Consider the following 22893-nt stretch of genomic DNA (forward strand, 5'->3'; position numbering starts at 1 on the left):
GCTCGATTTCGCAAGAATGCACCGGCTTCCCGCCCGCCGGCGCTCGCATCAAACCAAAGCCTTAGCGTGGTTTGATGATTCAACAAATCAGTTTGGCGGCATCGTCAGTCCGAGCGCCTCCACCATTGCCGGGTCGAGCGCGCGGGTCGTGTCGTCCATCATTCCCATGCCGTCGAACAGGTCCCAGAACGCCCAGGGAAAGCCGGCGGCTTCGGCGCTCTGCCGCACATCGGTGATGTAGCGGGCGCGGTCGGGATTGGGCGCGGCGGTGTAGCGGGCGTCGGTGCGCAGCGCGCCGAACTCGCCCATGACGATGCGCCCGGGCGCGATGCCGTGGCCGTCCGCCCAGTCGCTCACTTGCGCGAGATAGCCGTCGACGAAGCCGCGGTCGGGCTGCGCGTCGAAATAGACTTTGAGCACCTTCTCGGTCTCGGCATAGGCGGCCTTCTTGGCTTCGTCGGACCTCTCCGTATCCTTAGCCATCCTTGCCCTGACCGAGGCCAGCGTCTGTTCCAACGTGCCGGCCGAGGCTGGCCAGGGCACGTTGTTCAGCGCGCGATAGACCGGCTCGCGCATCCATGGCGCTCCCTGATGGCTGAACAGATAGGGCTCGTAGAAGTGGAAGGTGAACAGGATCGGCTCGAATTCCGCCAGCGGCGCCGGGTCGAGCGCGGTGAGGCCCCGCACCATCGAGCCGCAGCCGCCGGTGACGACGATCGGCAGGTCTTTCGCCGAGCCCCGCGCGGCGTTGAGCAGCGCCGCCTGCACCCTGGGCCACGCCTCGGAGGAACAGTCCTGCGGCGGCTCGTTCACGGGTTCCAGCGCGACCCTGCCGGGCGCCATGTCTTTGAGCATGCCGGCCACATCGGCGACGAAGGCGCGGTAGCGGGCGAATTCCGGAGCGTCGGTGCTGGAAACCATACGGTCGGGATTCCAGTAATGGGTTGCGCCATTGGCCTGCACGTTGACGATGACGCCGAGATCGGCGGCCAGAGCCGCTTCGACCGCCGCGCTGAGCATCGCCATGAGGTCGGCGCGCCGGCCCGCATCGGCGGCCAAGAACGGTCCCGGATCGACAGGCAGGCGGATGAAGTCGAGGCCGCTGGCGCGCAGCCGGGCAAGGTCGGCCGGCGTCGGCACGGGCCGCTGCGACTGGAAAGGCGGCCAGTCATAGTCGGTGCGCGGTGCTGGAAATTCGCGCGTCAGGGCAAACCACGGCCAGGCGTTGACGCCGCGCCTGAAAGGCCATTCGCCGGTCTCGGCTTTCGCCGGTGCGATCGATGGCGGAGCCATTGCCGCCAGCGGCGCCGTCGCCGCGGCCAGCGCCGCCCCAAGGATCCGGCGGCGAGACCAGCCGGTCATGCGTGCCCGGTCATGCGTGCTTGGCGCGGTCGGCTTGCGCCGGCGCGGCCGTGGCGGCGCCGAGCTGCCGCAGCGCTTCCTTCTCATAGGCGGCGAGCACGTCTTCCCAGCGGAAGGCCTCGCGGGCGCGTGCCCGCGCCGCCTTGCTGCAGCGCGCCACCAGCGCGTCGTCGGCCAGCGCCTCGTCGATCCGTGCGCTCAGGTCGTCGGTGTCGTTGAAATAGATCGCCGCATCGCCGGCGACCCAGCGGTTGTAGCGGTTGTCATGCGCGATCACCATGTTGCCGGCGGCCAGCGCCTCGACCAGCGAGGGGTTGGTGCCGCCCACCGTGTGGCCGTGCATATAGGCGCGCGCATGGTAGCGCAGCGCCTTCACCGTCGCCTGGTCGTAGATCGCGCCGGGCATGATCACCGTGGTGCCTGCCGCCTCGCGCACCGCGCGGTGATAAGGGATGTCGTCGTTGAGCGTGCCCAGCACCACCAGCTTGATGTCGCCGCGATCGCGGCGACGGAAGGCTTCGATGATCGGCAGGATGTTGTTGTCCGGCTCGATGCGCGCGATCGAGACCAGATATTTGCCGGGCTCCAGCCCGAGCGCGCGAACGGGTTCCTCCGGCGCCGAGGTCACCGGGTCGGCGCCATAGGCAATGGTGGCGATGGCGCTGCGCGGCCGCCTTGTCGCCAGGTGATCGGCGATCGCCGGGTGGTCTGCGACCAGACGGTGCGAGAGCCAGGCGCCGATCCATTCGTTGAGCCAGAACCAGGCGCGCGCCGCCAGCCCCCATTTCGGCCGCCGCCACTCGATGCCGTCCATATTGGTGATGATCTTGCGCCGCATGAGCCTGAGCCAGGTCAGGAACACCGCGCCGTTATAGCCGAGCACCAGGCACACGCCCGGCCGCCGCGCGGCGTCGAGCACGCATTGCCAGTCGAATTCCAACGTCGCGCGCGGACCCCTGGAGGCGACCTCGATGGTGATGAGCTCGATGCCGCGCCAGGTGCCGCTCGTCACCCTTTGGCCGACGCGCTCGACTTCCTTCTGGCAATAGACGCCGACCTTCCAGCCGCGTCCGGCCAGGAAAAGCGCCAGCCGCTCGGCGAAAGTCTCGAAACCGCCATGCGAAGCCGGAATGCCGCGCGTGCCCAGGATCAGGATCGAAGGCTTTTCGATCGGGGTGGAAGGTCGTTCCGGTTTCAAAATAAAAGGATTCCCCGGGTCCGGTCATGGTTGTCGTTATGTCAATGACCGCCCAGCAACTTCCGTGCCAGGGGTACCCCCGGGACGAACACTCGCATGAAGGTGTAAAATTTCTCTTCAGAACGCGGGACTTGCTTCATTATCGGTCAACTTTCGCGACGTATCTGTATCGATACGGGGCACGGTTGGGTTTTGGAGGTCGCAGTCGGGCGTTCGATACCCGGCACGATCCTTGCTCCCGAGGCCGGCAGTGGCCACCGCTGCGTAGAGCGGCGTGCGGATTTGGCATGAAGTTCCTTCCGCGCTTGAAGGGTCCGGTGCTGAGCGGACTCGGGGGTGCAAGGTGGAAAGATAGAAATGCGCATAGCCTGTGTTCATCAGGGCTACGAGCTCTATGGTTCGGACCGCAGCTTCGCGGAGAGCGTGGCTGCGCTGCGCGCCGCGTTTCCGGCCGCCGAGATCGAGGTCGTGCTGCCGCGCCAAGGGCCGATCGTCGATATCCTCGCGCCGCATGCCAGCCGCATCGTGTTCGAGCCGCTCTGGGTGCTCAGGCGCCAGGCCATGCTCAGGCTCGCCACCGTCGAGATGGCGCGGCTGCCGGCGGCGCTCTGGCGCGCCTGGCGCCGCATGCGGGGCAGCGACCTGACCTATATCAACACCTCGATCATCGCCGATTATGCGCTTGCCGCGCGGCTTTTGCCGCGCAAGGCGCTGCTGCATATCCACGAGATCCCCGAGGGCATATTGCGCAAGGTGCTTGTCGCCCTGATGCGCTGGAGCCGTGCGGACCTGATCTTCAACTCACGCGCCACGAGCGCCACTTTCGGCGATCCGCCGGCCGTCGATGCCGGGGGACGGCGCACGCATGTCGTCTATAACGGCGTCGCCGGGCCGCTGGCCGCCCTGCCGGTGACCTATGACGGCAGCCGCCCGCTGAAAATCCTGCTGCTTGGCCGCGTCAACCGCATCAAGGGGCAGGAGGTGCTGCTCGAAGCGGTCGCCTCGCTTCCCGCCGGGTTGCGCGATCGCGTCGAGGTCCGGCTCGTCGGCGGCGCCTTCGAAAGCGTCGAGCGCGAGCAGGCGCTCGCCGAGCTGGTCGGGCGCATGGGGCTGACCAGGCATGTCGAGGTGCTGCCCTTCGTCTCCGACCCCACAGACCACTATCGCTGGGCCGACATCGTGGCGGTGCCGTCGCGCCGCCCGGAATCGCTCGGCCGCGTCGCCATCGAGGCGATGGGCTGGGGCAGGCCGCCGCTGGTGTCGGCGATCGGCGGGCTGGTGGAAGTGGTGGCCGACGGCGAGACCGGCTGGCATGTGCCGCCGGGCGATGCCAGGGCCCTTGCCGGCAAGCTCAGCGAGATCATCCAGCGGCCGGAGCTCTGGCGCGGCTTCGCCGCCGCCGGCCGGGCGCGCTACGAGGCGCTCTTCAGCGAACATATCGCCGCCGCCGCGATCGTGGCGATCGTGGCCGACAAGCTGAAGGCCACCACGCCGCGGCGGGGGCGGGCGCGTGTCGCCCGCGAGGCGGAGACGAGCCCGTGAAGTTCGCGTTCCCGGCCCACTTGGTGCGGCGCCTCATGCTGATGATCGGCGGCGAGGCGATGCAGAGCGGTTTCCATTTCGCCCTCAACATCGCGCTGCTGCATCTTTTGTCGGCGGAAGGCTACGGCCTCTTCGCGCTGGCCATGGTGATGGGCGGCGTCGGCCTGTCCTATATCCGTTCGCTCACCGCCGTTCCGGCTACGGTATGGATGAGCAAGAGCACCAACAGGATCGGCGTGGACGCTTATGACGTGACCTTCGGATCGGCGGCTCTTGTGGTGGCGCTGCTGATGGGACTTGGCACGGGGCTGCTGATGCGCCTGCTTGGCGACCCGAGCGGCATCGGCGCCGCCTGCTTCGTCGGCGCCTGGTCGCTGCGCAGCCACATGCGAACGGCATTTTTCGCGCGTCGCATGCAGCTCATCGTCTCCATCAGCGACGCCATGTTCACGATCGCGGGCATAGTGCTGGCGGGAGCGGCGATCTGGTTCTTCGCGAACGCGCTTCAGGCCACCTTCTTCGCGCTTGCCGCAGCCAATGTGGTCGGCATCGCCGTGCTCGTGAAGCTTGCGCGCCGCAGGCTGCGCGTCTCCTTCCGCGCGCCGACCTGGCGGCGCTACGCAAAGCTGTGGCGGCAGCTCTCCTGGTCGGGGTTCAGCGCCACCACCACCAACATCCAGGGGCAATGCCTGGCGCTGCTGGTCGCCGGCATCGCCGGACCGGCCGCCTACGCGCCGCTGGCGGCGGTGCTGGTGCTGTTCGCGCCGCTGCGCATCGTCAGCCTTGCCTTCTCCAACATGACGCAGCCGGAACTCGCGAAGCTGGTGCGCAACGGCGAGTTCGAGCGCGTGTGGATGCAGGCCAAGGTCTGGGCCGTCATCATGGGGGTCGGCAGCCTCGTCTATGGCGGCGGCATCCTGTTCATCCTGCCGATGATCAAATCCCAGGCCCTGCAGCATGCCTCGGTCGGGCTGATCGGGCTCTTCGCCATCGCCAACTATGTGCCGATCATGGCCTATGTGATGCCCCGCGTGATCCTCGAGATCGTCGGCGACTTCCGCATCGTCGCCTTCATCACCCTGGCCGGCGCGATTGTCGGGCTGGCGACGATCGGGATCCTGCTGGCGGCAGCGCCGCCGACATGGTCGCTGGCGGGTGCTGCGGTTTCCGAGACCTTCGTGCTGGTGGCCTCATGGTATTTCGCGGCCAACCGCATGTGGAACCTCAAGCACCCCAACGAGCAGCGCCCCACCATGGTCGGCGCGTGGCGCCGCGCGGCGACGCTCGCCGTGCAGAGACGATAGGAGAATGATGTGGCAAGCCAGGCAATGCCGATGGCCGCGATGACGACCGGCTTGGCCGACGACGAGACGGCGCTGCATCCCGCCGGCGCCGCCAGCGGCGCCTACGCGGCGCGGCTGCACACCAGCCTCGAAGCCGTCAAACCGCTCTGGCTGCGCCTCGAGACGACCGGCCTGTGCACCGGCCACCAGCATTTCGCCTGGGCCGAGGGGATCGTCGAACGGCTCATGCCCCCGAAAGCCGGACTTGCCATCGTCGAATTGCGGGACGCCGCGTCGGGCGAACCGGTCATGCTTGTGCCGCTGATGCGGCGCCGCGCGTTCGGCCATTGGGTGATCGAGTGGCTGAGCTGCGGGGTCTGCGACTATGCGGCACCCTTGCTCGCCGATGCGGCGCCCTGGACCAGCCAGTCCGCCGAGGCCGCGTGGGCGGCGGTGCTTTCCGTGCTGCCGCCGGCGGACCGCATCCACATCACCGGTATCCCGAAAGCGATCGGCGGCGTCGCCAATCCCCTGGCGCTGCTTTCGCCGGCACGCGATTCCATCCATTCCCACTACGGCATCGCCATGGATGGCGACGCCGAGACAGTCGTCAAGCGCATCTGCCGTCCATCCTTCGTCAAGGCCCTCAACAAGGACCTGCGCCGGCTGGACCGCAATGGCGGCCTGGCGCTGGTGGAAGCCGATACGCCGGCTTTGGTGGACTCCATCTTCGGCAAGCTGGTCGAAATGCGGCTCAGCCGTTTTCGCGAGCTGGGCCGGTTCGATCTCCTGGCGCAGCCCCAGGTCGTCGATTTCTACCGCAAGGCGGCTCAGCGCGGCCTGGCCGACGGTTCGGTGCGCATCTTCGGCCTGCGCGCCGGCGACGTCATGGTCGCGGTCCAGTACCTGGCGGTCCATCAGGGGACCCTGCATGCGCTGCTGGTCGCGATTGACCAGGGCGCGGTGCCCAACGTTTCGCCCGGCCTGTGCATCATGGGCGAGCTGATCCGCTGGGGCCGCGGGCAGGGCTTCGACTATTTCGACCTGTCGGTCGGCAACCAGAGCTACAAGGAGCATATGGGCGCGGTGAAGTCGGTTCTGTCCGAGCTTTGCTACGGCATCACGCTGAAGGGCGTGGCGGCGAGCGAAGCCATCAGGTACCGCGGCCAGGGCGTCGCCTTCGTGCGCGACAACCCGCGCCTGTTCAAGCTCGCGCAGGAATTCATGCAGCGCTGGCGGCGGCTGCGGGCGGGGCGGTGAACGACGGGCCGCGCCAGGCAAATTGACTCATATTCCGCTCTCCGCCATGCTTATGGCCAGCCGCATCTTCAGCGGCAGCGTGTTCGAGTGAAGCCATGGCCAGTCCCGTCGCCAGAGAAAAGTCCCGCCGCGCCGCAGTGAAGACCGCGCTCGAGCGCCACAAGGTCTATGTCACCGCGCAGCGCTTTTCCGGCGGCACCTACAGCGCCCGCGTGCTGGTCGACGGCGAGGCCTATTGGGTCGACGAGTTCCGGCTGAGCCAGTTGCGGCAAGGGCTGACGCCCGCCGAGCTGGAACTGACGCCGGCGATTGACGATTGATCCCGGTCCCTTGCTTCGCCGCGATGTAGGAAAATCCGAAATGCTGGCGGGACAGCACCCCCCTCTGTCCTGCCGGACATCTCCCCCGCAAGGGGGGAGATTGGCAGTTTGGGCGCCGGCGCTTTGCTTACAACGTCGGCGATTGGCGAAACCGGCGGCGACATCCGATCTCCCCCCTTGCGGGGGAGATGTCCGGCAGGACAGAGGGGGGTGTGCCGGAACGCGGCGCTGGCAAGGTAAGCTTGCCATCACCTCCGCCTGATCCATGCCCGCCAACCTCAAACCCTACCGCGCCAAGCGCGAATTCTCCCGCACCCCGGAACCCGCCGGCAGCCTTTCCGCCAAGGGCTCCAACCGCTTCGTCGTGCACAAGCACCACGCCACCGCCGATCATTACGACCTGCGCCTGGAAGTCGGCGGCGTGCTGAAGAGCTGGGCCGTCCCGCGCGGGCCGTCTCTCAACCCCGCCGACAAGCGGCTTGCCGTCGAGACCGAGGATCATCCCATCGAATATATCGACTTCGAGGGCGTTATCCCCGAGGGGGAATATGGCGGCGGGCCGATGATCGTCTGGGACGCCGGAACCTGGGCGCCGATGGAGGACGTCGACAAAAGCCTGCGCAGCGGCGCCTTCAAGTTCCGGCTGGCCGGGCAAAAACTCAATGGCGGCTGGATGCTGACAAGGCTGAAGCCCAAGCCCGGCGAGGACGAGAACAAGAAGAACTGGCTGCTGTTCAAGGAGCGCGACCTCGCTTCCGACACCAAGCTCGACATTCTCGAAGCCCGCCCCGAGAGCGTGAAGTCCGGCCGTCGCATCGAGGAACTGGCGGCGCCGCCGAGGAAGCGGGAACGCCTGCCGCCGAAGCCGGGTTCGCTGAAACCGGGCGCGCTGCCCGGCGCCGTGAAGGCCGCCCCGCCGAGCCGCATCGAGCCGCAGCTCGCCACCCAGGTGCCGAAACCGCCGGGCGGCGATAATCCAGCGGAGCGCACCGGCGAGCTTTGGCTGCACGAAATAAAATTCGACGGCTACCGCACCATGGCGCATGTGGTGGATGGCGAGGTGCGGCTGATCACCCGTGGCGGCATCGACTGGACGAAGCGCTATGGCGATCTCCCGCAGGCCTTTTCGCGCTTGCCGGTCGCCCAGGCGATCATCGACGGCGAGATCATGGTGCTCGACGACAAGGGCATCTCGCGCTTCGCGCTGCTGCAGGACGCGCTGGCCGAAGGCGCCGGTTCGAAACTGCATTTCTACGCCTTCGACCTTTTGCATCTCGATGGCTGGGACTTGCGCAAGGCGCCGCTCATCAAGCGTAAGGCGCTGCTTGCCGAGCTGCTCGCCGGCCAGGCCGCCAATGCCGCCATCCAGTACAGCGACCATGTCGAGGGGGACGGGCAAGGTCTTTACGATCAGGCCTCGGAGCTGGGGCTCGAAGGCGTCGTCTCCAAGCGCGCCGACGCCATTTATATCAGCGGCCGCACCAAGAGCTGGACCAAGGTGAAGGCGCAAAAGACGGATGATTTCGTCATCGCCGGCTACACCGTCTCCGACCGGGCGGAAGGGCTGGCCGCGCTCGGCATGGCCGAGTTCGAAAATGGCGAGCTTCATTATCGCGGCAAGGTCGGTACCGGCTTCGACCGCGACATGGCGACCGAGCTGCTTGCCAGGCTGGAGCGGCTGACGGCCGGCGCCAGCCCGCCTGAAGGCGTGCCGCGCGAGATCATGCGCGAGATGCGCTGGGTGAAGCCGCTGCTGTCGGCGCGCGTGCGCTATTCGAACCGCACCGCCGACAATGCGATCCGCCACGGCGTCTTTCGCGGCTTGCGCGATGTCGGCGGGCTGACCACGCCGGCGCCGGTGAAACGCAAGCGGCTGATCGCCGAATCCGACCTCGCCACCATCTGGGTGACCAATCCGGAGCGGCGACTGTTCGGCAAGACCGGGCCGACAAAACTCGACATCGCCGTCTATTACGCATTGGTCGGCGATTTCATGCTGCCGCATATCATCGGACGCCCGGTGTCGCTGGTGCGCTGCCCGACCGGCAAACCGCAGGACTGCTTCTTCCAGCGCCACGCCTTCACCGGCATGCCGCCTTCGGTGGCGGTGTTCGAGAGCGTCAATTCGGAAGGCGAGACGAAAACCTATCTCTCGGTCGAGGACGCCAAGGGCTATCTCGCGCTGGCGCAATTCGGCGTCGTAGAGTTCCACACCTGGGGCACACACCGCCAAAGACTCGACAGGCCGGACCAGATCGTCTTCGACCTCGACCCGGGCGAGGGGATTTCGTGGCGCGAGGTGGTGGAGGCGGCAGTCCACATCAAGGGCGGGCTGGAAAGCCTTGGCCTGGTGCCCTTCGTGAAGACCTCCGGCGGCAAGGGTATCCACATCACCGTGCCGGTGACCAGAAAGCAGAACTGGAAGAAACTGCACCAGGCGAGCAGCGCCATTTCCACCTTGCTCGCGGCAAGCGCGCCCGACACCTTCACCACCACCATGGGCAAGGAAAACCGCAAGAAGCGCATCTTCATCGACTTCCACCGCAACGCCCGCGGCCACACCTCCGCCGCGCCCTATTCGCTGCGCGCCCGCACCAACCTCCCGGCCTCGACGCCGGTGAGCTGGACAGACCTCGAGACGATCGACGCGCCGGAGGACCTGAACTACGCCTCGCTGCCGGGACTGCTGGAGACGTCGGGCGATCCCTGGGCGGAGATCGACGAGGCGGCAAGGGATCTGCCGGTGATGGAGAAGGAGCGGTAGCCTCTCGGCGTCGTCATTCTAGGGCGGAGCAAGGAGCGAAGCGACGCGCGCAGACCCTAGAATCCATGCCGTGACATGGGCCTTAGGATGCGGCGGTCCAGAAGAATAGCCACCAGAATCAGCGCCAATTAGGATCGCTCGATGACAGGTTACGTGTAATGACCGCGAGCCAGAAAGGCGGCACGATCTACATCGGTGTCACCAACGACCTCGCGCGTCGGATGCCCGAGCACAAGAACGGCCAAGGCTCGCATTTCACCAGCCGCTACGCCGTGCACCGCCTAGTCTGGTACGAGGAATACTTCGATATCGCCGATGCCATACAGCGCGAGAAATCGTTAAAGCGCTGGCCGCGCCAATGGAAGATCGAACTGATCGAGAAGACCAATCCAGAATGGTCCGAGCTCTTTCGCGGGACGGGCTGGTGAGCGATCTGCACCGTCGCGGCGCTCGCATGTCACGGCATGGATCCTAGGGTCTGCGCGCGTCGCTTCGCTCCTTGCTTCGCCCTAGGATGACGAAGCTTCGGGGCTTCAGCCAATCGCCAGCGTCCGAATCCATCTCCATCGACGCTTCCTACAATTTGAATTATCCTCCGCGCCAACCCACCCTCAAAAACACTTCGCTAGGAATTCGGCTGTAAGGTGAGGGGTCGGTGTAGGATTTCCAAGGCGCCAATCGTCCTACGGACGAAGCGCTGCAAAGAGCATGGTCCCAAAAAGTGGGAACCGGTTTTTGGACAAGACCATGCTCCAACATAGTGTCAGTGCATGGCCGCGTAGGAGTTCATCATGGCGCCCAGGGCAAGTTGGAAAGGTTACCTCAAGCTCAGCCTCGTCAGCTGTCCGGTCCGGCTTTACCCGGCCACCAGCGCGAGCGAGCGCATCTCGTTCAATCAGCTGCACAAGAAGACGCACAACCGCATCAACATGAAGCCGGTCGATCCCGAGCTTGGCCTGGTCGAGCGCTCGGACCTGGTGCGCGGTTATGAGTATGAGGACAAGCAGTACATCATCATCGACGACGCCGACCTCGATGCGGTCAGGATCGAATCCAACCACACGATGAACATCGAGGCCTTCGTCGACGAGGGCGAGGTCGATGTCATCTACCAGGACTCGCCCTATTATCTCGCGCCCGACGGCGCGATGGCGGAGGAAACCTTCGCGGTGTTGCGCGAAGCCATGCGCAAGTCCGGCAAGCTGGCGATTGCGCGGCTCGTGCTCTCCAGCCGCGAGCGCGTGGTGACGATCGGCGCGCGCGAGAACGGCATGTTCGTCTGCACCTTGAGGAATCCCAACGAAGTGCGCGGCACGGCTGAATATTTCGGCAACATCCCGGCGGGCAAGCCTGACCCGGAAATGCTCGATCTCGCCCAAGCGCTGATCAAGCAGAAGGAAACCCACTTCGATCCGAAGAATTATGAGGATCGCTACGAAGTGGCGCTGATGGCGATGATCCGCGAGAAGTTGAAGGGCCACAAGCCGATCATTGCGGCCGCGCCCGAGCGCGGCAACGTCATCAACCTGATGGATGCGCTGAAGGCCAGCCTGTCGCAGCAGGCCAAGCCGCCGGCCAAGTCGAAGAGCAAGGCCGAGGAAGCGCCGGCAAAACCCGCGAAGAAGGCCGCTGCCGGCGGCGCGCCTGAGAACCCGCTGAAGGCGAACCTGTTGAAGGCCGTCGGCAAGAGCAAGAAGTGACGGGAGGGCCGGCGATCGTTCCCGGCGCCGTCTTCGGCGTCGTCGGCGCGCTGGCCGCTTTTCCGCTGCGGCTCGCCGCGCGCGAGGTCGAGCGCCGCCATGCGGAGCTTAGGCGCGGCGTCACCCGCCGTACCAGCCATGTCGTGTTCGGCCGCGCGCTTCTCGCCAAGGAGAAATCCGGCGATGCCGAGATCGAGCGCCGCGCCAAGTCCGAACGCCAAGCCGGACGCGCCCTGGTCAGCGAGAACGGTTTCCTGCGCCTGCTCGGACTGATGAAGGCGCCCGACGCCTCGTCGCTCTCCCGGCAATCGCTCATCGACCAGTCGCGGCTCGCGGGCGATGCCCTCGACATGCTCTCGCTGTTCGACGCCTTCGAGCATGACGGCGAGCCCTATTCCTTTCGCGACCTGATCCTGGCGAGGAAATATGCCGGGCTGATTGCCAGCGGCGCCACCTGGGGCGCGATCGCGCGCTCGGTGCACCGTTCCGGCCCGGTCGCGTCGCTCACGGCAAAATCGCTCAATCTCGGCTCACAGCATGGCCGCCCGGACGCGATCTATCTCGACGATGGGACGAGCGAGCTCGACGGCCAGCTGCTGTTCGACCTCGGCAGCCCGGAAGACGACACGCTGGAAGAACTCTTCGCCGAAGCCGAGATGGCGGAAGAGGAGGGGCGCCACGACGATGCGGCAGCGCTCTACCAGCGCTGCCTGGCGATCGACCCGAAAGACAGCATCGCCGCCTTCAACCGCGCCAACTGCCTGCGCGGCGCCGGCCGGATTGCCGAAGCGGCGCACGACTATGCCCGCGCCATAAAACTAGACCCCGGTTTCGTCGAAGCCTGGTTCAACCTCGCCGGGCTGATGAGCGACGAGGGCAAGGCGGGGTCGGCAAGGCGCCATCTGCAGAAGGCGATCGCGCTGGACAAGGCCTATGCCGACCCGGTGTTCAACCTCGCCCGGCTGGAATTCGACGCGGGCAATCTGATGGAGGCCCGCCGGTTGTGGGTGCGCTATCTGGAACTGGACGCGGAGTCCGAATGGGCACGGACCGCGCAGAAGGGCATCCAGTTCGTGGATCTGCACATGGCGCGCACGGCGGGGTGAGGATGGTTGGCGAAGGCCTTCGCGACAGCCAATCTCCCCCCTTGTGGGGGAGATGTCCGGCAGGCCAGAGGGGGGCGCTGTCCCGCCGGCCTCTCAGCTTTTCGCTGCCGCGACCTCTAGGATTCTCGTTTTGTAAGGAGCGAGGTCCGCGTTCCTTCGCGCCCCCCTCTGGCCTGCCGGCCATCTCCCCCACAAGGGGGGAGATCAGCAGCTTCGCCGCCGCGCCGAGAACAGTCCTATGACAACCCATTTCCTCTTCGACGGCTTCGACACCGCCCCAGTCACCATCCTGCTCGCCCATGGCGCCGGCGCGTCGATGGACTCGCCCTCGATGACCGCCACCGCCAAGGCGCTCAGCACGGCCGGCTTCCAGGTCGCGCGTTTCGAGTTCCACTACATGGCCGCGCGCCGCTACGGCCACCGCAAGCCGCCGCCGCGCGCCGAGACGGTCAACCCGGAATACATCAAGGCGATCGCCGATCTGCGCGCCAGGGGCGTGACCGGCATGCTGATCATCGGCGGCAAGTCGATGGGCGGCCGCGTCGCCTCGATGGTCGCCGACGAGATGTTCGAAAGAGGCGAGATCGCGGGGCTGGTCTGCCTCGGCTACCCGTTCCATCCGCCAGGCAGGCCGGAGCAGCTGCGGACGAAGCATCTCCTCGACTTGAAGACCCCGACGCTGATCTTCCAAGGCACCCGCGACGAGTTCGGCACGAAGGACGAGGTCGCGACCTACGGCCTTTCCCCGGCGATAGAGGTGGTCTGGCTGGAGGACGGCGACCACGATTTGAAGCCGCGCAAGGCGATCTCGGGCTTTTCGACGGCGGATCATTTGAAGATGGTGGCGGAGACGATAGTGGCTAAATTCGCGCAGCCCTCGGCTTCGTCATCCTAGGGCGAAGCAAGGAGCGAAGCGACGCGCGCAGACCCTAGGATCCATGCCATGACGCTAAGGCTCTGCTCCGGTTCAGAATTCTGCCCCGCCACGTTCCATGGCGACGGTCACGGCATGGATCCTCGGGTCAAGCCCGAGGATGACGAAGCGAGAGGCGCCTTCGGCATCCAAACATGAAACTCGCCACCTTCAACGTCAACAACATCAACAATCGTCTCGAGAACCTGCTCGCTTGGCTCGCGCGCGCGAAACCCGACGTCGTTTGCCTGCAGGAGCTGAAATCGCGCGACACCCAATTCCCGCTGACCCGGCTGGCGAAGGCCGGCTATGGCGCGGTGTGGAAGGGCGAGCCGACCTGGAACGGCGTCGCCATCCTAGCAAAGGGTGCCGAGCCGGTGCTGACGCGCGACGCGCTGCCCGGCGATGATGCCGACCGCCAGGCCCGCTATATCGAGGCGGCGGTCGACGGCGTCGTCATTGCCTGCCTCTATGCGCCGAACGGCAACCCGCGGCCCGGCCCGAAATTCGACTACAAGCTCGCCTGGCACGAACGCTTCGCGGCGCACGCGGCCGAGCTTCTCGACACCGGCCTGCCGGTGGCGCTCGCCGGCGACTTCAACATCGTGCCCGAGCCGCGCGACATCTATGAGACCCGCTCCTATGACGACAACGCGCTGGTGCAGCCCGAAAGCCGCGCCGCCTTCGCCGCGCTGATCGATCAGGGCTGGACCGACGCGCTGCGCAAGGTTTTTCCCAAGGAGGAGCGGCTCTACACTTTCTGGGACTATCGCCGGAACCGCTGGCCGCGCGATGCCGGATTGCGGCTCGACCACATCTTGCTGTCGAAGAAGCTGGCGCGGAAGCTGAAAGCGGCGGGCATCGACCGCGAGGTGCGGGGAGGGGAAAACCCCAGCGACCACGCGCCGGTCTGGGTGGAGTTGGGGTGAGAAAACAAAAATCCCCGCCGTGGCGGGGATCGTTGAGAGACCAGGCTTTGCGTCTTCCGATCACTGTGGAGCCGGCTGCGAACCAGCCACAACCGCCGAAAGCTTGCCCTTGCGGGCGAAAACCGGCTTCTCGTAAGTCTTCTTCATATCAGGATGTCCCCTATCGACACATGCTCAAAGCGGCGATGATTTCACCGTCAACCTGGCACGGGCGAACCGGCCACAATCGCTGAAAGCTTACCCTTGCGGACCAATACCGGCTTTTCGTAAGTCTTCTTCATGCGATTGCTCTCCTCGAAAATCACGGCGGATAATCTCATATGAACGATTTCTGTCAAGTAAGCGGCCCCGGCCGGCCGTTCTGTTTTCTGGGGACAGCGTTATACTGAAGTAACCGCCGTCGCATCATCCGCAATTGGCCGGCGGCGGAGGAGATGGCAAGGTGCTGTTTGCCGGGGCGCCGGAGTGAGGGCGACGTTACAGGTTGGCAAAAAAGCCGGCATGATGGCCGATCTCCCCCCTTGTGGGGGAGATGCCCGGCAGGGCAGAGGGGGGCGCTGTCCCGCCGGCGTCCCAATTCAGCCATCTGTCACACCCACCGCTGTTTCATTGGGGCAATGCGCAATGCCGCGTTCTTTCGCGCCCCCCTCTGGCCTGCCGGCCATCTCCCCCACAAGGGGGGAGATCAGCAGCTTCGACCGCGGCGCCATTCCTCCTACGTGTCCATGAAGTCCAAGCCTCTTTCCAAGCCTCTTGCGGTGGAGACATCCGGCAGGGCAATGGTACCGAGACGCCACGTAAGCCGAGCCCATCATGCCCACCCTCCATCTCGTCGAAGCCTCGATCGCCGACCTTCGCCGCGCGCTTGAAGACGGCACCATCACCAGCGTCGAGCTCGTCGCCGCCTATCTGCGGCGCATCGCCCATTACGACCGCCACGGCATTGCGCTCAACGCGGTCCCCATCCTCAACCCGAACTTGTTCGAGGAGGCGGAAGCGTCCGACCGGCGCCGCCGCGCGGGCAGGGCGCTCGGGCCGCTCGACGGCATCCCCTACACCGCCAAGGACAGCTACAAGGTGAAGGGCCTGACGGTCGCGGCCGGCTCGCCCGCCTTCGAGCATCTCGTCGCCACGGAGGACGCCTTCACCATCGCGCGTCTGCGCGCCGCCGGCGCGGTGCTGATCGGCCTCACCAACATGCCGCCGATGGCCAATGGCGGCATGCAGCGCGGCGTCTATGGCCGCGCCGAGAGCCCCTACAACAAGGATTTCCTTACCGCCGCCTTCGCCTCCGGTTCGTCCAACGGCTCGGGCACAGCGACCGCCGCGTCCTTCGCCGCGTTCGGGCTCGGCGAGGAAACCTGGTCGTCCGGCCGCGCGCCGGCCTCCAACAATGCGCTCACCGCCTACACGCCCTCGCGCGGCGTGATCTCGGTGCGCGGCAACTGGCCCCTGGTGCCGACCATGGATGTGGTGGTGCCGCATACGCGCAGCATCGCCGACATGCTGGAACTGCTCGACGTGATCGTCGCCGACGACGCCGAGATGCGCGGCGATTTCTGGCGCGCGCAGCCCTGGGTGGATATCCCGAAAGCCTCGGCGCTGCGGCCGGCGAGCTACACCGCCCTTCCGCTGCAAGGCGCGCTCAAGGGCAAGCGGCTCGGCGTGCCGAAAATGTATATCGGCAAGGACGAGAGTGCCGACAGGCCGATCGAGACCCGCGCCTCGGTGCTGGAGCTCTGGCGGCAGGCGGCTCGCGACCTGGAAGCGCTTGGCGCGGAAGTGGTCGAGGTCGATTTCCCGGTTGTGTCCAATTACGAGCGCGACCGTCCCGGCGCGCGCTCCATGGTCGATTGCGGGCTGGTGTCGAAAGACTTCGCCGAGCGCGAGATCTGGGACCTGTCGATCTGGTCGTGGGACGATTTCCTGCGCGCCAATGCCGATCCGGCCATCCCCGATCTTGCTTCGGTCGACGGCGCAAAGATCTTCCCCCAGCCGCCGGGCACGTTGCGCGACCGTTACGGCGAGGCCGAGTTCGATCTGGCGCAGTATGTCGAGCGGGCGAAGCGGGGCGTGGCGCGACTGGAAGATATCCCAACCATCGGGGATGGCCTGAAAGGCCTCGAGGCAACGCGCCGCGTCGACTTCGAGGACTGGCTCGATGCCAACCGCCTCGATGCCGTCGTGCTGCCGGCGGTCGCCGATGTCGGACCGGCCGATGCCGACGTCAACGAGGCCTCCGCCCATCTCGCCTGGCGCAACGGCACCTGGGTCGCCAACGGCAATCTCATCTGGCGGCATCTGGGCATTCCGACGGTGACCGTGCCGATGGGAACCATGGCCGATATCGGCATGCCGGTCGGCCTCACCTTCGCCGGCAAGGCCTATGACGACACGGCGCTGCTGATGATCGCCGGCGACTATGAGCGCGCCACCAAGCGCCGCACCGTCCCGCCGCGCACGCCGGCGCTGGCTGATGATGTGTTCGCGGCGGGCAGCGGTGTGAGGAGGGGCGCTGGCGATGCGCCGTTTACCCTGAAGCTGACTGCCGAAACGGCCCATGCCGGTGACACCGACGAGATCACGATCACGCTGGAGATCGAGCCGGCGGAGCCGGAAGTAGACGTTAAAGTCGACGTCAACGGCGAGCCGGTGATCATGCAGGCGAATGGTAACCGCTACACCGGCCGGGTGGTCGTGCCGGCCTCGACGCATCAAGGTTTTCACAGTGTGTGGCGCGGTCCCTATGGCTCGATCGTCACGGCCATCGTGCAGTCGCCGGATGGGCGCACCGCTGGGGCATATGCCGTGACGGGCGGGATTGAGTAGTGCCTCCTCCTTCTCCCGCAAGGGGAGAAGGGAGAGATTGCGCTACTCCGCCCAATCCACCACCAGCGCCGCCACCCCAAACACCGCACCAACCGCGCACACCGCGTTCCAGCCGCCCCAGGCCCAGGCAAACCCTGCCAGCAGCGAGCCGATCGCGCCACCGATGAAGAAGATGCCGACGAACAGTCCGTTGATGCGGCCGCGCGCCGTCGGCTGCAAGAGGTTGACGGCGCGGCGGCCGAGCGTCTGATCGCCGATGACGCCGATATCGAGCAGCACCGCGCTTGCGCCCATCAGGATGAGCGGCAGCCATGCGCCGCCGGCCCTGGGGGCGCCGGCGAAGGCGGCGAGCGCGAGCGCGGCGATGAGCACGAAATGGCAGGCGATCGTCGCCGGCCGCGTCCAGCCGCGATCGCCGGCGCGGCCGAACAGCGGCGTCACCGCCGCACCCCCGGCGCCGGCCAGAGCGAACAGCGCGATGCCCTTCTGGCCGAGGTCGAAGGGCGGTGCTGCAAGCCTCAGCGCCACCGCCGTCCAGAACACGCTGAAGCCGGCCATCGCCAGGCTGGCGGTGAAGGCGCGCCGCCGCAGCACCGGCTCTTGGCGCAGAAGCGCGAGCAGCGAGGCGATGAGTCCCGCATAGCTCGCATGCGCCAGCGGCCGGCGCTTCGGCATGGCGAAGCCGAGCAGGATGGCGAGCAGCGCCAGCGTCGCGGCGACGATGCCATAAAAGGCGCGCCAGCCGAAGGCGTCGGCGACGAGGCTGGCCAGCGGGCGCGACAACAGAATGCCGATCATCAGCCCGCTCATGACGTCGCCGATGACGCGGCCGTCCTCTCCCGGCGGCGCCATCGAGGCCGCGACCGGCACCAGCACCTGGATGCAGGAGGACGCCGCGCCGAGTGCGAACAGCACCAGCAGCAGCGAAGCCGCGGATGGCGCGACGGAGGCGACCGCCGCAGCGAGCACGGCAGTGCCCAGCATGCGCAACACCAGCACGCGATTCTCGACGAGGTCGGCGAGCGGCACCAGGAAGAACAGCCCGGCGGCATAGCCAAGCAGGGCGGCCATGGAGACGAGGCCGCCTTCCGATGCCGCTGCCCCCAGCGACGGTCCGATCAGCCCGACCAGCGTCTGCGGCGCGAAGATGTTGGTGATGATGATGCCGACCGCGCCGGCGAACAGCAGCGTCTGCGCCCTGGTGATGGTTTGAGCGCCGGTGGACGGCGCGGCGAACGCCGTGGTGGCTTGCGTGCAGTCTGATCCGCTCATTGCGAGTCCTTCATTGTGCGCATATCATGAGGGGACTTTATTCCATGATAGCATAATGCTACGATTCAAATGATCTAATAATGATTATGCGAGATACGCATGAACATTCACGACCTCGAAGCCTTCGTCGCCGTCGTCGAAACCGGCTCCATCGTCGGTGCTTCGGCCAGGCTCAACCTCACGCAGCCCGGTGTGACGCGTCGGGTGCAAAATCTCGAGGAGCGGCTGGCGACGCCCTTGCTCGACCGCCAGTCGAAGCCGCTCAAACCCACCGCATCCGGCCGCGAGGCCTATGAGCATGGCCGCCGCGTGCTGCGTTCGCTGGAGGATCTCAAGGCGGGCGTCTCGCCGGCGGGCGAGGTGCGTGGCGAGTTTCGCCTCGGCATCATGCCCTACCTCTCGACCAGCGCGCTGTCCGAGCCGCTCGACAGTCTTCGCGCGGCCTTCCCGCAACTGACCCTGAGGATTACCTCAAGCCTCTCGCCGCGCCTGGTGGAGCAGGTGCTGCACAGCGAAATCGACGCGGTGGCCGTCTGCCTTGCCGAGGGCGTCGCGCCGCCGCCCGAACTCGTCGGCGACGATCTCGGCGTGCAGGCGGTGCTTCTGGTGGCCTCGCCAAGCCTCGGGGTGCCGAAGCCCGCCGAGCTCAACGATCTCGCGCGCTACCCCTGGGTGCTCAACGAAACCGGCTGCGGCTTTCGCGCCTTCATCCGCCACCGCTTCGAGGTGGCGCGGCTGCCTTTCCATGTCGGCGTCGAGGCGCAGGGCGCGGATCTACGGATGTCGCTGGTGGCGCGCGGCCACGGCATCGGCGTCGTCACGCTCGGCGCGCTGTCGAGCAGCCAATGGCGCGATGCGGTCGAGGTGGTCGACTGCCCCGGCTTCAAGCCGCAGGTGCGCTGCTGGCTGCTCCACCGCCCCCCGGCCGGCAGGCTGGCACGCCCGATCGCGGTCTTCCGCGACGCGCTGGCCGAGGCGCTGAAGGGCCCGATGCCGCTGATGTCGTAAAAGCCAGGCGCCCCTCTTCCCCCTGACCCTAGAAAAGCGATTTCAACATCTTCGCAAAACGAACTGTTAGAGACTGCCAGAGGGAGCGGGCTGCACCGTCCGTCGAGTTCGCGATCTCCGGGTCTTGCGACCGGGGCAGGGAGGCGAGCCACGAATCCCAAAACTGCTGCTGCATGAAGACGAACACGGGCACATCGTACCCGTCGTCAAATATATTGACTAAAGTCGCTCTCCTTGGGACGCTCCCCCGTTTTCACTTTGCAGACCACCAATCCACGACTCATCCCTGTCACGGTGCCTTCAGGGAAAACATTCGCGCTCGCGCCATAACAAAAAAGGGCAGTATTCCTTCCACTTCGAGCTGCTTGCGGATTTGGCATAGGGCTTCGAAATAGTCGTCTTCCTCGGCAGCGATAACTTTGTTGCGATAGCTGCAAGTGAGCCTGCACCGAGTCCCCACATTCTGCGGCGTGAACACCGCCTGCTCGTCACCTCCTGTGCCCCCTCCGATTAGGAACACGGTGTATTGTTCATCCATTGTCATCCCCCGATCCTCTGGTCATATTAGTTGCAATGGTTTTATAAATGCAACTGAAAATTGCATTTGGGTTGGCGCGAGTTGCTGCTTGCTGGCTCCTGCCTCGTCCTTGACCCATCCCCCACCCACGCTATCTTCGCCGCCATGCCAGATACCGCTCCCTCCGCCGCCGCGCCGCTCGTCGTCATCGACCTGCAGACCGGCATGTTCGACGGTCGTTTCGATCCGCCGATCCATGACGCCGACGCCATCGCCGAGCGCTCGCGCGCGCTGATCGACTGGGCGCGGCGTTCCAGCCGCAAGGTGGCGTTCATCCGCCATGACGGGCCGGAGGGCGATCCGCTGGCGCCGGGCGCGTCCGGCTGGCCGGTCTGGCCGCTGCTCGGCCAGGCGGCCGACGAGCCGACCTTCGGCAAGAGCGTGGGCAACGCTTTCTCCAATCCCGAGCTCGCCGAATGGGTGGCGGGGCAGGGCGCGAAGGACGTCGTGCTGATCGGCGCCCAGACCGATTTCTGCGTCGCCGCGACGGTCAAGGGCGCCTTGGCCGAGGGCTTGGGCGTCACCGTGGTCTCCGACGCGCATTCGACGCTGGATTCGCTCGAGGAGAAAGCGCCCGCCATCATCGCCCGCCACAACGAAGCCTTCGCTGGGCAAGGCGCGCGGATGACGACGACGGCGGAGTTGACGGAAGGCTGAGCGCCCCTTCTCCTTCTCCCACAGGAGAAGGGAGAACCCCAAGGAGTCCATCTTGCCCACCCTCACTCTTCCTGCCGAAGGAGGCTGCCGCTGCGGCCGCGTGCGCCTGAAAATCTCGGCAAAACCGCTGCTCACCATGGCCTGCCACTGCACCGGCTGCCAGCTTATGTCGTCCAGCGCCTATTCGCTGAGCGCGGCGATCCCCTCGGAAGGTTTCGAGGTGACGAAGGGCGAGCCGGTGATCGGCGGCCTGCACGGCGCCTCGAAGCATTATTTCTGCGGCTACTGCATGACCTGGATGTTCACGCGGCCCGAAGGGATCGACTGGTTCGTCAACCTGCGCCCGACCATGCTCGACGACCATGCCTGGTTCGCGCCCTTCATCGAGACCTGGACGGCCGAGAAACTGCCCTGGGCGGCGACATCGGCGGTGCACAGCTACGAAGCGCTGCCTGCCTTCGAGGACTATGAGGGGCTGATCGCCGAATACGCCGGCACCCAAGGCTGACCGGAGGGCCAAAGGCAAAACGGCGACCCTGGGCAAGGTCGCCGTCGGCATTTCGTTCATGGTCGACGCGTCCGTTGGGGGCGCATTGTTGGGGATGTGCTTGGGCGTCCGCGTCGACCACGGCGGCCTCATACCGCTGACTTCACCATGGCATATTTGCCGCCCGCTGAAACTTCCGCGAAAGCGGTATATAACGGGCGTTGTACTTGCCTTCCTCCACAACGGGAGAAGGCAATGGCGAAACACTTTCTATCTCATCCCGCATTGACCTTGGCCAGCCAAGCGACGACCACTGATGCGTTCACTTTCAATGGGATGCGTCGTGAATCATACTCGTTTTCTCAATGCCAGGCTTGCCGACGGCACCGTCGCCGACCTCGCCGTCGTTAATGGGCGCTTCAGCGCCATCACTCCGGCCGCCAATGCCGCATCGCCGCCGCCAGGCGCCGTCGACCTCACCGGACAGCTCGTGCTGCCGGCCTTCGTCGAGGGCCATGTCCATCTCGATACCTCCTTCTATGGCGATACCTGGCGGCCGCATATTCCCTGCACCAACGGTTTTGATGTGCGCGAGCGGGTTGCTTTCCAGATGCGCAACCTCGAGCAGGCGGCACCCATGGAGGAGCGCGCGAAAAACCAACTCGAGCTTTGCGTCGGCCATGGCAGCCTCGCCATGCGCAGCCATGTCATGGTCGACGCCGCGGTCGGGCTGAAGCATGTCGAGACGATCCTTGGCGTGCGCGAGAGATACCGCGACCTGATCGACATCCAGCTCGTCGCCTTTCCGCAGAGCGGCATCCTGTCCTCGCCCGGCACGGCCGAGCTGCTCGACGAAGCGCTGAAGCTCGGCTGCGACCTGATCGGCGGGCTCGATCCGGCGAGCTTCGACCGCGATGTTAGGGCCCATCTCGACGTGGTCTTCGGCCTTGCCGAAAAGCGCGGCGCCGGCATCGACATCCACCTGCATGACCGCGGCGCGCTCGGCCTCTTCGAGATCGAGGAGATCGTCGCCCGCACCTCGGCATCGGGCATGCAAGGAAAAGTCGCCGTCAGCCACGCCTATGCGCTGGGCGACATCTCCGCCGAAGCGCTGGCCAGGGCCGGCGAGAGGATCGCCGCCGCCGGCGTCGCCATCATGACCAACGCGCCTGGCGACCATGCTTTCCCGCCGGTCGCAGCGCTGCGCAAGGCAGGCGTCACCGTATTCGCCGGGTCCGACAACATCCGCGATTCCTGGTGGCCCTATGGCGATGGCGACATGCTGAACCGCGCCAACATGATCGGCTACCGCTCCGGCTTCTACGAGGATTGCGAGCTGGAAGCGGCCTATGATGTGGTGAGCCATGGCGGCGCGACTGCTCTGGGGCTGGAGGGCTACGGCATCGCCGCCGGCGCCAAGGCCGACTTTGTCGCTGTTCGGGCCGAGCATATCCCGGAAGCGGTGGTGGCAGTGCCGAGGGACCGCACGGTCTACCGGGCGGGCAGGGAGGTGGCTCGAGGCGGGAAGGTGGCCGAGTAACGCGTCCAAGCACGCCTGTGCCTCAGGCCGCATGCTCGACCGCAAATTAATTTGCATGCATATGTTTCAGGCCGCTCCGGCTTCGTGAAGCATTTCACCGTTTCCGCGCAATCCACCGGTTACAGACGCATCGCAAAAGCGGCGCC

General features: G+C 66.1%; 18 protein-coding genes and 1 pseudogene. 15 read left to right on the top strand and 4 right to left on the bottom strand.

Features of this window, described 5'->3' with window-relative positions; translation table 11 throughout:
- Positions 1–87: 87 nt before the first annotated feature.
- On the bottom strand, positions 88–1362 hold the full coding sequence (locus EN862_RS16150) for a cellulase family glycosylhydrolase (protein ID WP_127865279.1): 1275 nt from the start codon (positions 1360–1362) through the stop codon (positions 88–90).
- Between the two features lie 10 nt (positions 1363–1372).
- Positions 1373–2560 carry a DUF1972 domain-containing protein gene (locus EN862_RS16155; protein ID WP_245519601.1) on the bottom strand — a complete coding sequence of 396 codons (1188 nt, stop codon included), beginning with the start codon at positions 2558–2560 and terminating at the stop codon, positions 1373–1375.
- Between the two features lie 357 nt (positions 2561–2917).
- Between EN862_RS16155 and EN862_RS16160 the strand changes: the two genes are divergently transcribed.
- From EN862_RS16160 to EN862_RS16225, 11 genes and pseudogenes are all read left to right on the top strand, one after another.
- Entirely contained in the window at positions 2918–4102 is a 1185-nt protein-coding gene (locus tag EN862_RS16160; RefSeq protein ID WP_127865281.1) for a glycosyltransferase family 4 protein, read from the top strand.
- Positions 4099–5406, top strand: coding sequence for a hypothetical protein (locus tag EN862_RS16165; protein WP_127865282.1), 1308 nt, complete (start codon positions 4099–4101; stop codon positions 5404–5406). The genes EN862_RS16160 and EN862_RS16165 overlap by 4 nt, the downstream gene beginning before the upstream one ends.
- Positions 5407–5415: 9 nt before the next feature.
- Entirely contained in the window at positions 5416–6645 is a 1230-nt protein-coding gene (locus EN862_RS16170) for a GNAT family N-acetyltransferase (protein WP_127865283.1), read from the top strand.
- 95 nt (positions 6646–6740) lie between these two features.
- Positions 6741–6965 carry a hypothetical protein gene (locus EN862_RS16175; protein WP_127865284.1) on the top strand — a complete coding sequence of 75 codons (225 nt, stop codon included), beginning with the start codon at positions 6741–6743 and terminating at the stop codon, positions 6963–6965.
- Positions 6966–7230: 265 nt separating this feature from the next.
- Positions 7231–9729 carry a DNA ligase D gene (gene ligD, locus EN862_RS16185; RefSeq protein ID WP_127865285.1) on the top strand — a complete coding sequence of 833 codons (2499 nt, stop codon included), beginning with the start codon at positions 7231–7233 and terminating at the stop codon, positions 9727–9729.
- A gap of 141 nt (positions 9730–9870) precedes the next feature.
- Positions 9871–10157, top strand: a pseudogene (locus tag EN862_RS16190) (GIY-YIG nuclease family protein).
- Positions 10158–10520: 363 nt separating this feature from the next.
- Entirely contained in the window at positions 10521–11429 is a 909-nt protein-coding gene (locus EN862_RS16195; protein ID WP_127865287.1) for a Ku protein, read from the top strand.
- The gene (locus tag EN862_RS16200; protein ID WP_245519602.1) at positions 11426–12535 is read left to right on the top strand and encodes a tetratricopeptide repeat protein; all 1110 of its coding nucleotides are present in this window, start codon (positions 11426–11428) and stop codon (positions 12533–12535) included. The genes EN862_RS16195 and EN862_RS16200 overlap by 4 nt, the downstream gene beginning before the upstream one ends.
- Before the next feature lie 238 nt (positions 12536–12773).
- On the top strand, positions 12774–13430 hold the full coding sequence (locus tag EN862_RS16205) for an alpha/beta family hydrolase (protein WP_127865288.1): 657 nt from the start codon (positions 12774–12776) through the stop codon (positions 13428–13430).
- 173 nt (positions 13431–13603) lie between these two features.
- On the top strand, positions 13604–14377 hold the full coding sequence (gene xth, locus EN862_RS16210; RefSeq protein ID WP_127865289.1) for an exodeoxyribonuclease III: 774 nt from the start codon (positions 13604–13606) through the stop codon (positions 14375–14377).
- Between the two features lie 813 nt (positions 14378–15190).
- A complete protein-coding gene (locus EN862_RS16225; protein ID WP_127865290.1) occupies positions 15191–17206 on the top strand; it encodes an amidase in 2016 nt (671 codons plus the stop codon).
- 42 nt (positions 17207–17248) lie between these two features.
- Here the strand turns inward: EN862_RS16225 and EN862_RS16230 are convergent, their stop codons facing one another.
- The gene (locus tag EN862_RS16230) at positions 17249–18478 is read right to left on the bottom strand and encodes an MFS transporter (RefSeq protein WP_127865291.1); all 1230 of its coding nucleotides are present in this window, start codon (positions 18476–18478) and stop codon (positions 17249–17251) included.
- A 99-nt stretch (positions 18479–18577) separates the two neighbouring features.
- On the opposite strand from EN862_RS16230, the gene EN862_RS16235 reads away from it, so the two are divergent.
- Positions 18578–19486, top strand: coding sequence for a LysR family transcriptional regulator (locus tag EN862_RS16235; RefSeq protein WP_127865292.1), 909 nt, complete (start codon positions 18578–18580; stop codon positions 19484–19486).
- 289 nt (positions 19487–19775) lie between these two features.
- Here EN862_RS16235 and EN862_RS36180 read toward each other — a convergent pair whose 3' ends face one another.
- On the bottom strand, positions 19776–20024 hold the full coding sequence (locus EN862_RS36180; protein WP_193771567.1) for a hypothetical protein: 249 nt from the start codon (positions 20022–20024) through the stop codon (positions 19776–19778).
- A gap of 144 nt (positions 20025–20168) precedes the next feature.
- Between EN862_RS36180 and EN862_RS16245 the strand changes: the two genes are divergently transcribed.
- From EN862_RS16245 to EN862_RS16255, 3 genes are all read left to right on the top strand, one after another.
- Positions 20169–20720 carry an isochorismatase family protein gene (locus EN862_RS16245; protein ID WP_127865293.1) on the top strand — a complete coding sequence of 184 codons (552 nt, stop codon included), beginning with the start codon at positions 20169–20171 and terminating at the stop codon, positions 20718–20720.
- 52 nt (positions 20721–20772) lie between these two features.
- Positions 20773–21228, top strand: a complete 456-nt coding sequence (locus EN862_RS16250; protein ID WP_127865294.1) for a GFA family protein — start codon at positions 20773–20775, stop codon at positions 21226–21228.
- A 295-nt stretch (positions 21229–21523) separates the two neighbouring features.
- A complete protein-coding gene (locus EN862_RS16255; protein WP_127865295.1) occupies positions 21524–22747 on the top strand; it encodes an amidohydrolase family protein in 1224 nt (407 codons plus the stop codon).
- Positions 22748–22893: the final 146 nt, after the last annotated feature.

This window comes from Mesorhizobium sp. M2E.F.Ca.ET.219.01.1.1 (genome assembly GCF_004016445.2).
Lineage (GTDB): Bacteria > Pseudomonadota > Alphaproteobacteria > Rhizobiales > Rhizobiaceae > Mesorhizobium.